The 12,657-nt window shown below is 63.4% G+C and carries 13 protein-coding genes; 7 read left to right on the top strand and 6 right to left on the bottom strand.

All coding sequences use genetic code 11. The features are described from left to right. Positions 1–117 precede the first annotated feature (117 nt). The 4 genes from HDE72_RS26530 to HDE72_RS26515 all read right to left on the bottom strand — a co-directional run bounded on the left by HDE72_RS26530 (position 118) and on the right by HDE72_RS26515 (position 4,168). Positions 118–342, bottom strand: a complete 225-nt coding sequence (locus HDE72_RS26530) for a hypothetical protein (RefSeq protein WP_183748359.1) — start codon at positions 340–342, stop codon at positions 118–120. Between the two features lie 33 nt (positions 343–375). Beyond that, positions 376–1,047: a thiol:disulfide interchange protein DsbA/DsbL gene (locus HDE72_RS26525; protein ID WP_183748357.1), complete on the bottom strand. Its 672-nt coding sequence runs from the start codon at positions 1,045–1,047 to the stop codon at positions 376–378. Positions 1,048–1,209: 162 nt separating this feature from the next. Continuing rightward, the gene (locus tag HDE72_RS26520) at positions 1,210–3,129 is read right to left on the bottom strand and encodes a TonB-dependent receptor (RefSeq protein ID WP_183748355.1); all 1,920 of its coding nucleotides are present in this window, start codon (positions 3,127–3,129) and stop codon (positions 1,210–1,212) included. A gap of 136 nt (positions 3,130–3,265) precedes the next feature. Further along, complete coding sequence (locus HDE72_RS26515) at positions 3,266–4,168, bottom strand: LysR family transcriptional regulator (protein WP_183748353.1); 903 nt, start codon at positions 4,166–4,168, stop codon at positions 3,266–3,268. Positions 4,169–4,282: 114 nt separating this feature from the next. Here HDE72_RS26515 and HDE72_RS26510 point away from each other — a divergent pair, with 114 nt between their 5' ends. Next, positions 4,283–5,101 (top strand): DODA-type extradiol aromatic ring-opening family dioxygenase, encoded by an 819-nt coding sequence (locus HDE72_RS26510; protein ID WP_183748351.1) that lies wholly within the window; start codon positions 4,283–4,285, stop codon positions 5,099–5,101. 51 nt (positions 5,102–5,152) lie between these two features. Here HDE72_RS26510 and ylqF read toward each other — a convergent pair whose 3' ends face one another. Further along, entirely contained in the window at positions 5,153–6,100 is a 948-nt protein-coding gene (gene ylqF, locus HDE72_RS26505; protein WP_183748349.1) for a ribosome biogenesis GTPase YlqF, read from the bottom strand. A 227-nt stretch (positions 6,101–6,327) separates the two neighbouring features. On the opposite strand from ylqF, the gene HDE72_RS26500 reads away from it, so the two are divergent. Next, a complete protein-coding gene (locus HDE72_RS26500) occupies positions 6,328–7,110 on the top strand; it encodes a hypothetical protein (RefSeq protein WP_183748347.1) in 783 nt (260 codons plus the stop codon). A 151-nt stretch (positions 7,111–7,261) separates the two neighbouring features. Then, the gene (locus tag HDE72_RS26495) at positions 7,262–7,675 is read left to right on the top strand and encodes a hypothetical protein (RefSeq protein WP_183748345.1); all 414 of its coding nucleotides are present in this window, start codon (positions 7,262–7,264) and stop codon (positions 7,673–7,675) included. 12 nt (positions 7,676–7,687) lie between these two features. Here the strand turns inward: HDE72_RS26495 and HDE72_RS26490 are convergent, their stop codons facing one another. Next, positions 7,688–8,614: a histone deacetylase family protein gene (locus tag HDE72_RS26490; protein ID WP_183748343.1), complete on the bottom strand. Its 927-nt coding sequence runs from the start codon at positions 8,612–8,614 to the stop codon at positions 7,688–7,690. A 206-nt stretch (positions 8,615–8,820) separates the two neighbouring features. On the opposite strand from HDE72_RS26490, the gene HDE72_RS26485 reads away from it, so the two are divergent. Genes HDE72_RS26485 through HDE72_RS26470 form a run of 4 tightly spaced genes read left to right on the top strand, consistent with a single transcriptional unit; the run spans position 8,821 to position 12,655 of the window. Then, positions 8,821–9,738 (top strand): AAA family ATPase, encoded by a 918-nt coding sequence (locus HDE72_RS26485; protein ID WP_183748341.1) that lies wholly within the window; start codon positions 8,821–8,823, stop codon positions 9,736–9,738. A gap of 5 nt (positions 9,739–9,743) precedes the next feature. After that, positions 9,744–10,241: a hypothetical protein gene (locus HDE72_RS26480; protein ID WP_183748339.1), complete on the top strand. Its 498-nt coding sequence runs from the start codon at positions 9,744–9,746 to the stop codon at positions 10,239–10,241. An 18-nt stretch (positions 10,242–10,259) separates the two neighbouring features. Then, positions 10,260–10,670, top strand: coding sequence for a DUF58 domain-containing protein (locus HDE72_RS26475; RefSeq protein WP_183748337.1), 411 nt, complete (start codon positions 10,260–10,262; stop codon positions 10,668–10,670). Next, positions 10,667–12,655 (top strand): transglutaminase TgpA family protein, encoded by a 1,989-nt coding sequence (locus tag HDE72_RS26470; RefSeq protein ID WP_183748335.1) that lies wholly within the window; start codon positions 10,667–10,669, stop codon positions 12,653–12,655. The genes HDE72_RS26475 and HDE72_RS26470 overlap by 4 nt, the downstream gene beginning before the upstream one ends. Positions 12,656–12,657 lie beyond the last annotated feature (2 nt).

The raw sequence follows: 12,657 nt of genomic DNA, 5'->3' as shown, positions 1-12,657 counted from the left end.
CTCGGCAGGTTAACAGCTGAACTTGCCGTTTACAAGACCCAAATAAAAATGCCGTTCAGTCTTAACTGAACGGCATTACGCACAAGGCGGGCTTTCAGTCCTTGACACTTGCGGGTGTCAGGAACGGATATGCGTCATCGCGTACGTCAGATGCTGCCACCAGTGCGCGCGCGACTGCACGGTCGCCAGGCATTTGGCGTCCACCTCGCCCTTGAACATCGGATCGGCGCAGGTCTTGCTGACCAGGGCGTTACGCTGGTTTTCCGTGCTGACGACAGCGAGCGACAACCAGACCACGAGGGCCAGGGCCAGTACGCATAAAGTCCAGGGCAGCTGTTTCATGACGATCTCCGGTGGGTGAATAAGTCTGACTGATTACTTCTTGGCCGGTGCCGCGCCACGCTCCTTGACGACGCGTGCGACCAGTCCATCCATCACGGCCAGGGTAGCTTCCTGTGCCTGGCGTTCAGATTGGCCCGGACGCGACAGCTGCGCCGGCGAGGTGACGAAACGGCCGTCGACGATGATGGTCGGCGCGCTGTCGATCTTGGCGGCGGCGATCAATTGTTCGTTGCGTTTGAGCTTGGTCTGCACGCCGAAGGAATTGAACATCTCCAGGTACTTGGCCTTGTCGATGCCGTTTTTCACCAGCAGGTCGAGGATGGCGCTGTCGCTGTTCAGGCGGTTGCGCTCAACGTGGATGGCGCGGAAAATCTTGTCGTGGAATTGATCGAGCTGGCCCATCGCTTCAAGCGTGACATAGGCATGGGCTTGCGGATCTTTCGGGCCCGAGAAGGCCAGATGCACGCGGCGGAAGGCGATCTTGTCGCCCTGCTTCTTGACCCAGTCATGCATCAGCGGGTCGAGTGCATTGCAATGCGGGCAGGAATACATGAAATATTCGACCACTTCGACCTTCTTGCTGGTCTCGGTCGGCACCGGCGTGGTGAGCGTGGTAAAGCCGGTATCGGCAGCCATGGCGCCGGTGGTGCTTGCCATGAAAGCGACGGCGGCCAGCATAGGGGCCAGGAAACGCATGAAACGCATAATAATCCTTCATCATCAAGTGGTCGTGAACAGCGCGAGATTACCACTTTTTGCAGCAGACTTTCAGGACCAGCAGTAAAAAAGACAGCATTTTTAGCTGCTACGCACGCGATTAAGGCCGCCTTAAGCGCTGCAGGGACGTGGTGAATTTGGAAATGCTATTTAAAAGCGGTAGCGCAGCGACACGCGCAACTGCCGTGCGTCATTCTGGTAAATGCTGGAGCGGCATGCGGGCGCGTCGCCATAATGGCGGCGATTCGTCAGGTTGCTGCCGGACAGGCCCAGCTCCCAGGCGCCCATCTTGCGCGTGTAGTGGCCATCGAGCGTGGCGAAGGCCGGCACTTGCGCCAGGCAGCTTTGCTCGAAATCACTGCCATAACGCAGGGCGCGCAGCCATTGCACGCCCATGTCCGCGTTGCTGGCGCCACCGGGCGGCACCCAGTATAAACGGGCCGACAGCAGCGTCTTGGGCACCAGCGCTATATCCTGGCCATGATACGGATAGTCGTCGAAACTGGCATTGACCTGCTGCGCCTGGCCGCCGATGCGCCAGTCGCGGTTCAGGTTCATGCCCGCCTCGAGCACCAGCCCATCGCGCCTGCTCGGTTCCAGATTGCCCGCATATCCCTGCTGGCCCAGGCTTTGATCGAAGATGATCTCGTTGCGCAGGTGTTCGCTGAACACGCGCAGCGAGAGGCTGCGCGCCGCGTTGCCCCAGGTCGCGCCCATTTCACGCTCCTGGCGCAGCTGGCCGGCCAGCGGGCGGTAGCCGGCGCTGGTATAGCCATCATCATCGATACGGTAGCTGCGCGCCGCCTTGGCATAGATGCTCAGCAGCGGCGTAAAGTCATAACTGGCCTGGAGATCCCAGGCATTCTGGTTTTCCCAGGCGCTGCCCCCCGGCGGCAGGTCGGCCGCGTCCAGGTGATACTGCTCATGGCGCAGGCCGAACAGCAAACGCGGCGCATGCGGTCCGCCAAACGCCAGCTCTTCGCGCAGCAGCACGGCGCGCGAATGCTGGCGCCGCACCACCTGATCGGTTTCGTCAGGCGTGACACTGGCCGTGCGGCGCTGCCACTGCATCAGGTCGATTCCCAGTTCGGTATCGGTGGTGGCGCCGCCCCACTTGCCATAATGGCGCACGCGCGGCGAGATCTGCCACTGGCGGCTGTCATAGGCCGAGACATAGCCGCCGTTGTCGCCCACGTAGCTGGTCGACGCGTTTTTTTCACGCTGCGACACTTCCAGGCCCAGGTCGATATTGCCGATATAGCGCTGCACGAAGGCGCTGGCGCGCCTGACGTTGTACGCATACAGGTCGTCAGGGCGCTGGCCCAGTGCCGTGATGCTGGAAAAAAGGCCGGGCGGCGCCGGGTAGCGGGTATCCTGGTCGACGCTGTCGGCGCTGAAACCAAAACGGCCATGCTCCACCTTCCATTCGGCGCCGCCGCTGAAGCTATGCTGGCGGAAGTCGCTGCCGTCGCGGTAATTGCCGTTGCGCTGCTCTTCCAGCGCGCCATCGAGCGACAGGCCGTCGCGGTTGCGCGCCAGGGAAAGCCGGTTGTCGCGCTGGTCGAACTCGCCCGCCTCGCTAAACAGTTCACCATGCGTGGCGCCGGCCGCTGGCTGGCGCGTGACTACCTTGACGGCGCCGCTGCCCGAGACTTCGACCCTTTCCACATTCTCCAGCGGGATCAGGGACAGCAGCGCATCGCCCTGCTCTGCGTTTGCCGGCAAGTTGGCGCCAGACGCCGCCGATGCGGCGCTCGCCTTGGCGCCCGCGCCATAGGCTGCGCCAGCAACGCGCAGATCGGGGCGCTGCGATGACTGCGGTGCGCGCCGCAGATCGATGCCTGCCAGCTTGCGCAAGGCTTCGATCAGGTCGCTGGCGCCCGAGCGGCGGATCTCGTCACCACTGAAAACGCGCGCGCCGATGGACGTAGTGGCCTGCGCCAAGCCATTGCGCGTACCCGTGACGACCACCTGCTGCGCCAGCACCAGGCCAGGCGCCATCAGGGCGGCCAGCAGCACCGCGCGTGATGCTGGCACGGCGAAGCGCTTGCGGGGGGCGGCAGACCTCATGGCGGATGGCTTGAACATGCGGGTGGAAGCAGGGTGACCGCTATCGCGGTCGTTGAAAAGGCTGAGGCGGCCCATTATACGCACGGCGGCGGGCCAGGCAAGCGCGGAGAAAGGGCATAAAAACCCCGCTCCTGTGCTATTGGCCCAGACTGCCTTCCTCGGCCAGGAAGTCGATGAAGGTGCGCACCTTCGACGACAGGTAGCGCCGGCTCGTGTAGACGGCGTACACCGTGCCGCCAGCCAGGCCATAGTTGTCAAACAAGCGCTCCAGCCGTCCGGCGGCCAGGTCGGCATCCGTCTGCCACGATGGCAGCAGGGCAATGCCCATGGCGTCCAGCGCGGCCGCATGCAGCAGGCTTTCATTATTACTTTGCAATACAGGCTGGAACTTGACCGTTTCGCGCCCCTGCGCACCGTCCAGGCGCAGCTCATTGCCGCTGGCCAGCAGCGAATAGCTGATCATCGCGTGCCGTGCCAGCTCTTGCGGCGTTTGCGGCCGCCCCGCGCGCGCCAGGTAGGACGGCGCCGCCACCAGGTGGAATTCGATGCTGCCGATGGGCCGCGCAATCAGATTGGGCGTGGGCGTCTGCGCCGTCGGCTGCCATACGCGCAGCGCCAGGTCAAAGCCCTCTTCGACCAGGTTGACCACGCGGCCGCTCAGGTCGACATCGAAGGTGACTTCAGGAAAACGCGCGCGGTAGGCGGCCAGGGTCCGCGTAAAAATGGGATTGGCAAACCAGACGGGCGCGCTCAGGCGCACCATGCCGCGCGGCACCACCGTCGTGCGGCCCACGGTCGCTTCCACTTCATCGAGGTTATCGAGCATGTCGCGGCATTGTTCAAAATACACCTTGCCGATTTCCGTCAGGCTCAGGTGACGGCTGCTGCGGTTCAGCAAACGCGCGCCCAGATGGCGCTCCAGGTGCATCACGTGCTTGCTGACCATGGCCGGCGACAGGTTCAGGCGCTCGCTGGCCCGCACGAAACTATCGAGTTCCACCACGGCGCGAAACACGCGCATGCTGCGCAAGGTATCCATGAGCTCACCATCATCAACAAAAAGGAAATGATATATCAATAATCCCTGTATTGATCAACTGTGCAGTCATGACTATAGTAGTGCCATCACCAGCCATCCCATCGAGGAATCGCCATGCAAGAGCACATTTTCCCCACCTATTTCCTGTCGCACGGCGGCGGCCCCTGGCCCTTCATGAAAGAGCATGTCGGCAACCGCTACGACGTGCTCGAAGCATCGCTGAAAGATATCCCGCGCCAGATCGGCCTGCGGCCCAAGGCCGTGCTGGTCGTCACGGCGCACTGGGAAGGACCGCAATTTTTGGTCTCGGCCAGCCCGCGTCCCGGCATGCTGTATGACTATTCGGGTTTTCCGCCGCATACCTATCAAATCCAGTATCCGGCGCCAGGCGACCCGGCGCTGGCAGCGCAAGTCAAAGACTTGCTCGACGCGGCTGGCCACCCTGCGCGCCTGGACCATGAACGGGGCTTTGACCACGGCACTTTCAGCGCCCTGTACCCGATCTATCCGCAAGCGGACGTGCCGCTGGTGCAGCTGTCGCTGAAACACGGCTACGATCCGCTCACGCATATCGAAGTGGGCCGCGCACTGGCCGTCCTGCGCCGGCAAGGCGTGCTGATTGCCGGCAGTGGCCTCAGCTACCACAACCTGCGCCAGTTCGGCCAGCCGGGCGCCATCGCCTCGCACCAGTTCGACGCCTGGCTAAGGCTGGTCATGGCGCAGCCGCCGGCCCAGCGCCTGGAACACTTGCTGCATTGGGACCAGGCGCCCGGCGCGCGCCAGTCGCATCCATACGAAGACCATCTGCTGCCGCTGATGGTGGCGCTGGGCGCGGCCGAACAGGAAGCGGCGCAGGTCGTGTATCACGAAGATGATTTCGCCGGTGCGCTGGCGGTGACCAGTTTCAGGTTTGGCGAGAGCCACGCCGCATAAAAAAAGCGCCGCGAGATTGCTGTCGCGGCGCTTTTTTTTGAGTCAGGCCTGTCAGGTGCCGCGCTTGCCGCGCGACGCATTGGCCGCCTTCTCGGCTGCCAGGGCGGCGGCTTTTGCCGCTTTTTCTGCCATCTCGGCCGCGTGCTGCGCCAGCAGGGCGCCGCGCGTGTCCGGCGTTTCCAGCGAAATGCGTCCCAAAGTACCACTGCGGTAATCGAGCAGCAGGGTGTGCGAGGCTTTTTCGAAATCGTAGTCGCCGCCCTTGATGCGGAAACCGCGCTTGGCGGCGATGCCTTCGACCACGCCGATCGCATCGACTTCATCAACCTTGGTGCCGTAGCGCGCGTGCAGCAAGTGCGGGTAGCGCTTGAGCAGCTCCTCGGCCAGGAACACTGCCACTTCTTCTTCAATCAGCGCATTCGAACCGATCGCGTGGCTGGCCGCCAGCATCAGGCCATCGCTGGGCACGGCAATCTTCGGCCACAGCATGCCGGGCGTATCGACCAGGATGGTGTTCTTGTCCAGATAAAGCTTTTGCTGCATCTTGGTCACGGCCGGCTCGTCGCCCACCTTGGCCACGCGCTTTTTCAGCAAGGCGTTCATCAGGGTCGATTTGCCCACGTTGGGGATGCCCATGATCATGATGCGCAGCGGCTTGGTCGGCACGCCGCGATGCGGCGCCAGCGACTTCGCCAGCTCCGGTATGCGCGCCACGTCGCCCGGCTTCTTGGTCGTCATGGCGTACGCAGTCACGCCTTCCTGGGCATTGAAATAGGCTACCCAGGCGGCGGTCGCTTCCGGATCGGCCAGGTCGATCTTGTTGAGGATTTTCAGGCAGGGGCGCTGGCGGAACAGGCGCAGCTCTTCCACCATGGGATTGCAACTGGCGGCCGGCAGACGCGCGTCGACCACTTCAATCACCAGATCGGTGTTTTCCATGGTTTCGGCCGCCTTCTTGCGGGCCGCGTTCATGTGTCCTGGGTACCATTGTATCGCCATGCTCTTGCTTTCAAAATCGTTCAGTCAATCCGCTATTTTACGTGGTTGCCGCCCGGGCGTCCCATTTTATGGACGACGCAGCCCTGCCGTGCGACGCCAGCGAGACAATTGGTGATATTTTGGCATTTGACTCAATGCTAAGATTCGTTGGCCCATGCTGCAGGACAGCAGCTATTGATTCATTGCAAGCCGTTTCCTCCATAGCACATTAACCGAGCACGCTTTCCATGCCCATTTCCCGCCTTTCCTTCCTCGCCGCCATGGCAGCGTGCCTGCTGCCAGCGATGGCCCAAGAACCGGTGATCGCTGGCGATGGCACGGCCAGGCAGGAAATGCAGCAAATCGTCGATGTACAAAGCGCGCGCGATCCCGACCTGCGCCCCTATCGCACCATGCTCAGGGGACTGGACGCCTATGCCGATCATCTGCAGCTGGCGCCGGCTGCGCCGCTGCGCTTCATGCTATTGCCCTCCACGCCAGAGGACACGCTCGATGACGTGACCCTGCACTTGTCGGCAGACAATCTGTCGATTCCGATTCCGCTGTCAGCAGAAGGCACCTTCGTCCTGTCGCGCGACAAGACGGCCTACGATGCAAACGCCGACCTGGTCAGCAACAAGAAACGCGCCTCGCTGCGCTGGCAGCCCGACATCCATACGCCGGGCCTGCCGCCCAATGTGCGCCGGCTGGGCGACTTGCGGCTCGAATGCGAAGTGCGCTGGGCGGTGGAGCAGGAGCAGCTCTCCTTCATCATGCGTAATTTTTTCCGCATGGCGGGCGGCCCCTGCCATTCTGCACTGATCCACGTGCCATTTCCGTCGCGCCACACACTCGCCTCCGTCGAAGCGCGTTCGAGCACTCGCTCGATGAGCGTGCGTCTGAAGGAAGACCTGCGCCGCTATGTGCCGCCGCTGCATGACCGCAGCTGGGACGACAATACCTTGCTGATACTGACCTATGCCAGCGAGACCATGGCCAGCGGCAAGCATCCTGCCATCAATATACATTAAGATACAAAATTGTAAATATTTCTACAAAGGCTATTATATTTATTTTCAGCAATAAAAAAATATGCTCTAATACCGCCTCTTAAATGAAAAGCAATGATTTCCGGAGCTGCTCTTTGCATCTGCCGGATTCAAACGAAGGGAAGCGGTACACATGGTGATGGAAAAGGCTGGCGACATGCCAACGCCGGAAGACGATATCGTCGGGCGGAAAGAAAAGACGCGCTTGGGTTCAGGCGCGCGCTATCGTCAGGCAGGCCCCGTCAAGCGTCCGCCGCACAGTCTGGCGCGGCTGCAAAAAGACTATCGCCAGCTGCAACTGAAAATCGCGGCGCTGGAAGATACCTTGAAACGCCAGAGCGCCGATACCTACGGCTTGCAAGCGCTGTACGACCAGCTGGTCAATGAAATCAAGCATCACCGCGACATGCTGCACCTGGACAGCTTCGACACCGACAAGTCCTCGGCGGTCTATACGCAAGCCTGGCGGCGCTTCATGGCCGGCGACGCGCTCGGTTTCCAGACGCATCGGCATACCAACTCGCGCAGCCGCCTGCCGCTGTTTTAGAATCAGACCACCTTACAATTCCGCCAGCGCCTTCACATGCGCCGCCACGCTGCGGCCCAGCGACGACAGGTTGTAGCCGCCTTCGAGGCAGCTGACGATGCGGCCATTGCCATATTGTTTGGCCACCGCCATCATCTGTTCCGTCATCCAGCTGTAATCGGCTTCGACCAGGCCCATGCCGCCCACATCGTCTTCGCGGTGGGCGTCGAAACCGGCGGAAATGAACAGCATCTGCGGCTGGTGCCGGTGCAGCGCCGGCAGCCAGTGGTCCAGCACCAGCTGGCGCACCACATCGCCTTTCGAGCGGGCCGGCACGGGCACGTTGACCCGCGTGTCCGTGTACGACTCCACATCGCTGTAGGGATAATACGGATGCTGGAAAAAGCTCACCATCAAAATGCGCGGGTCGTGCGCCACCGATTCTGCCGTGCCATTGCCGTGATGTACGTCGAAGTCGACGATGGCCACCCGTTCCAGCCCGCGCACGTCGAGCGCATGCTTGGCGGCGATGGCGACATTATTGAACAGGCAAAAACCCATCGGTTCGCTGGGCCGCGCGTGGTGGCCAGGCGGGCGGATGGCGCAAAAGGCATTGATAATCTCGCCATCGATGACGGCGTCGGTGGCCGCCACGGCGGAACCGGCCGCCGCCAGCGCCGCGTTGTAGCTGTGCGCATTGAGCAGGGTGTCGCCGTCGAGCGGATAATAATCTCCCTCTGCCGGCACATTGTCGCGCACCAGCCCGATCGCCGTGGCGCTGTGATTGCGTTCGATATCGGACAATTGCGCGCGCACCCCATCACGGTGCTCGACCAGGTCGCTGATATGCGCAAGGATCAGTTGATCGCTGATAGCCTGCAGGCGCGCCGGCGATTCGGGATGCCACTCGCCCATCTCGTGGCGGCGGCAATCGGGGTGGGTATAAATAGCTGTACTCATAGCTGTACTCATTGCTGTACTCTTGGTCTCTGTATCCTCGGACGCCTTCTCGCTTAAAATCCTGGCGTGCTTTTACTCTGCTTCTGTTCTAATCTACCACGTGCGTGCCGCTGGCGGGCAGCGTGCCAGGCAGGCGCATCGTCATTCACCTGATCCAGGCGCAGTCATTGTAAATTAATCAGCCCTTGCCCCACGATGGAAACCCCATGTTTTTGAAAATACACGCGGCCGCGCGCCAGATCGGCGACGTACTGGTCGGCAAAGAACTGCAAATCCGCCAGACCCTGGCCTGCGTGCTGGCCGGCGGCCATCTGTTGATCGAAGACGTGCCTGGCGTAGGCAAGACCACGCTGGCGCATGCGCTGGCCATCACGCTGGGACTGCAATGGAAGCGTCAGCAATTTACCAGCGACCTGCTGCCGGCCGACGTGGCCGGCATGTCCGTGTACGACCGGGGCAGCGGCAGTTTCGTGTTTCACCCTGGCCCGCTGTTCACACAAGTGCTGCTGGCCGATGAAATCAACCGCGCCACGCCGAAGACCCAATCGGGCTTGCTCGAAGCGATGGAAGAGCGGCAAGTGAGCCAGGATGGCGTGACGCGCAGCTTGCCGCAGCCCTTCTTCGTGATCGCCACGCAAAACTGCGCACACCAGCTGGGCACTTTTCCGCTGCCCGAATCGCAGCTGGACCGCTTCCTGATGTGCGTCACCCTCGGCTACCCGGACGCCGCCACCGAACGCGCCCTGCTGCTGGGCGCCGACCGCCGCCGCATGCTGCAGCAATTGCCGGCCGTGATGAACGCCGAAGAACTGCTGCAGGCGCAAGCGGCGCTGAAGCACATCCATGCTGCGCCCGCGCTGGCCGACTATGTGCTGGCGCTGGTGCACGCCACGCGCAATGACGGCGCGTTTGTCGATGGTTTGAGTCCGCGCGCCGCGCTGGCCCTGCTGCAGGCGGCACGCGCCTGGGCCGCGCTGGCGGGGCGCGACCACGTCACGCCCGAAGATGTGCAGGCGATGCTGCTGCCCGTCTGCGCGCACCGGCTGCATCCGGCGCAAGGAACGCCAGGCACGGCGTACAGCCGCGCGCTGCTGCAGCAATTGCTGCTGGCCGTGCCCGTCTGAGCGCCATGCAAGGCAGCGGCGGACCATGGCGGTCTTATTTGCCGGTACGGCCCTGGCTGGGCGCGCACCGCGTGCATATCCGCCCCTCGCGCGCCGGCCTGGCGTTCGGCGCGCTGCTGCTGGCGCTGTGGATCGCCGCCGTCAATTTCCAGCTGGGCTTAGGTTATGCGCTGACCTGTTTTGTCGCCGCCTGCGCCATCGTCGACATGCTGTTCGCCAGCCGCAACCTGGCTGGCCTGTCGCTGGCCGCCACGCCGGGAATACCCGTATTTGCCGGTGACAGCGCAGTATTCACGCTGCGCCTGATCAACCGCAGCGCACGTTCGCGCCACGCCATCTCCCTGGCCACGCCCCATGCTGAGGTCCAGCAAGCCGATGTGACCGCACATGGCGAGAGCATCCTCGTCATCACCGTGGCAGCCACCCGGCGCGGCTGGCTGCAAGCGCCATCCCTGCACCTGTCCAGCAGTTTTCCGCTAGGCCTGTTTTACGCCTGGTGCTGATGGCAGCCCGAAGCGCGCGTGCTGGTGCTGCCGCGTCCGGAAAACCCCAGCCCGCCACTTCCCACGCCACCGGCCAGCATGCAAGCGCAAGACCAGCACCACGAACTGGCCGGCGTGCGCGCCTACCAGCCCGGCGATCCGCTACAAAGGCTGGCCTGGCGCCAGATCGCCCGCCACGATGGCGAACACTTATACAGCAAGCATTTCCAGGCTACGGATAGCCGGCAAGGCGCTCTCTGGTTCGATCTGGCCAGCCTGCCCGACACGCTCACCATGGAAGCGCGGCTGTCACGCCTGGCCGCCTGGGTGCTGCAAGCGGAAGCGGCAGGCTTGCCGTACGGCTTGCGCCTCGATGGTTTGAGCATGGCGCCCGGCCTGGGCCCACGCCACCAGGAAAGCTGTTTGCGCGCGCTGGCGGAAGCGCCATGATGCGCCATCTGGGCCGCGAAAAAGCCGATATTGTGCTGCTGTTGCTGGCGGCCGCGATGGTGCTGGCGCCGCATGCGCTGCACTTGCCGGCCTGGCTGTCGGCCGCCGTTGCCGCGCCCCTGCTGTGGCGCGCCGTGATCACCGTGCGCGGCCTGCGCCAGCCACCGCTGCCAGTCTTGCTGCCGCTGGCCCTGCTGGGCATCGGCGGCGTCTACCTCAGCTATGGCAGCTTGCTGGGCCGCGATCCCGGCGTGGCCATGCTGGCCTTGCTGCTGTCCTTGAAATCGCTGGAAATGCATGGCCGGCGCGATATCTTCGTATTTGTCTTCCTGAGTTTTTTCCTGCTGCTGGCCAGCTTTTTCCATGCCCAGGGCATCGCTGCCGCCGTCTGGATGCTGGCCACCATCGTGATGCTGCTGGCCGGCTTATTGTCGTCCCGGTACGGCGCCGTGCAAGCGCCGCTATGGCAGCGTTTGCGTTTGCTGGGCCAGATGCTGGCCATCGTCATCCCCCTCTCGGTGCTGCTGTTTTTTGCGGTGCCGCGCATCAGCGGTCCCCTGTGGGGCGCTTCCCACGCCGGCGCACAGGCGCGCACGGGACTGAGCGACAGCATGGCGCCAGGCGCCATCGCCAGCCTGGCCCTGTCTGGCGAGACCGTGCTGACGGCGCGTTTCAGCACGCCTATCCCGCCACAGGATCAGTTGTACTGGCGTGGCCTGGTGCTGAACGATTACGATGGCACGAGCTGGACGCGCGGCCCAGAACCTGCCGAGGGCGGCAAGACGGACATCGTGCTCGATGGCGCACGCAGCGATTACACCGTCAACTTGCAGCCCAGCGGCCAGCGCCGCATCCTGGTACTCGACCTGCCCCGCTCCATCGAGCGCCTGGCCGGCAATCCCTACCTGGTGTCGCCGGCGCTGGAGGTGTCGACCGTGCGCCCCATCGATGCGCCCGTGCGCTACCGCGCCAGTTCCGCCATGGGCTACCGCTTGCAAACGAAGCTGACGGCGGCGCAGCAGCGGCGATGGCTGCAACTGCCGGCCGGCGTCAATCCGCGCAGCCGGGCCTGGGCGCGGCAATTGCGCGGCAGCGGCGCGCAGCAATTAGCACCCGAGGCGGCGATAGCAGCCGTGCTCACGTATTTTCGGCAAGCACCATTCCGCTACACCTTGCAACCGCCCTTGCTGGACGGCGATGGCGTCGATGATTTTCTGTTCCATACCCAGGCGGGATTTTGCGAACACTATGCGGGCAGCTTTACGGTGCTGATGCGCGCCATGGGCATACCGGCCCGCGTGGTCACCGGCTACCAGGGTGGTGAACGCCATGCCGATGGCAGCTTGAGCCTGCGCCAGTCCGACGCGCACGCCTGGAGCGAAGTCTGGCTGGCCGGGCGCGGCTGGGTGCGTATCGACCCTACCAGCGCGGTGGCGCCGCTGCGCACCGAGCGCAATCTGGCTGCAGCGTTGCCGCCTGCCGTGGCAAGCTGGCGCACCCTGATCGGCCTCGATGGCGATAGCGGCGGCACGGTCGACGCCTGGCGCAGCCAGTGGCAGCGCGTCGAACAGGGCTGGAAAAGCTGGGTGCTCGATTACACGCCGCAGCGCCAGCGCGACGCCCTCGCTGCCGCCAGGTCGCTCTCGCCAACGACCATTGCGCTGGCCTGTGCTGTATTGGCGGCGCTGGCCGCTGTGGCAGGATGGCTGATCCACCGCAAGCACGCTCAATCTGGCGATGGGCTCGATACCCTGTATGCGCAATTTTGCCGCCAGCAGGCGCGCCGCGGCTGCAGCCGTGCGCCGCATGAAGGCCCGCACAGTTATGCTGCGCGGCTGGCCAGTATCACGGCCAGGCCCGAGGCGCACGCCGCCATGGCGCGCTTCCTGGCAATCTACGCCGCGATGAAGTATGGTAACGCCAGTGTGGATGAACAAACCCGCGCGCAAGCCACCTTGCGCCGCCTGCTAACCCAATGCCGATGAGA

The organism is Janthinobacterium saanense (genome assembly GCF_014200675.1).
Classification (GTDB): domain Bacteria; phylum Pseudomonadota; class Gammaproteobacteria; order Burkholderiales; family Burkholderiaceae_D; genus Janthinobacterium.
The sequence above is the reverse complement of the archived record's forward strand: the minus strand, read 5'-3'. Positions and strand labels throughout refer to the sequence as shown.

Excerpts from the sequence above, each read along its gene's own strand:
- HDE72_RS26530 (WP_183748359.1), bottom strand. The coding sequence starts at position 342 with ATGAAACAGCTGCCCTGGACTTTATGCGTACTGGCCCTGGCCCTCGTG.
- HDE72_RS26525 (WP_183748357.1), bottom strand. The coding sequence starts at position 1,047 with ATGCGTTTCATGCGTTTCCTGGCCCCTATGCTGGCCGCCGTCGCTTTC.
- HDE72_RS26520 (WP_183748355.1), bottom strand. The coding sequence starts at position 3,129 with ATGAGGTCTGCCGCCCCCCGCAAGCGCTTCGCCGTGCCAGCATCACGC.
- HDE72_RS26515 (WP_183748353.1), bottom strand. The coding sequence starts at position 4,168 with ATGGATACCTTGCGCAGCATGCGCGTGTTTCGCGCCGTGGTGGAACTC.
- HDE72_RS26510 (WP_183748351.1), top strand. The coding sequence starts at position 4,283 with ATGCAAGAGCACATTTTCCCCACCTATTTCCTGTCGCACGGCGGCGGC.
- ylqF (WP_183748349.1), bottom strand. The coding sequence starts at position 6,100 with ATGGCGATACAATGGTACCCAGGACACATGAACGCGGCCCGCAAGAAG.
- HDE72_RS26500 (WP_183748347.1), top strand. The coding sequence starts at position 6,328 with ATGCCCATTTCCCGCCTTTCCTTCCTCGCCGCCATGGCAGCGTGCCTG.
- HDE72_RS26495 (WP_183748345.1), top strand. The coding sequence starts at position 7,262 with ATGGTGATGGAAAAGGCTGGCGACATGCCAACGCCGGAAGACGATATC.
- HDE72_RS26490 (WP_183748343.1), bottom strand. The coding sequence starts at position 8,614 with ATGAGTACAGCTATTTATACCCACCCCGATTGCCGCCGCCACGAGATG.
- HDE72_RS26485 (WP_183748341.1), top strand. The coding sequence starts at position 8,821 with ATGTTTTTGAAAATACACGCGGCCGCGCGCCAGATCGGCGACGTACTG.
- HDE72_RS26480 (WP_183748339.1), top strand. The coding sequence starts at position 9,744 with ATGCAAGGCAGCGGCGGACCATGGCGGTCTTATTTGCCGGTACGGCCC.
- HDE72_RS26470 (WP_183748335.1), top strand. The coding sequence starts at position 10,667 with ATGATGCGCCATCTGGGCCGCGAAAAAGCCGATATTGTGCTGCTGTTG.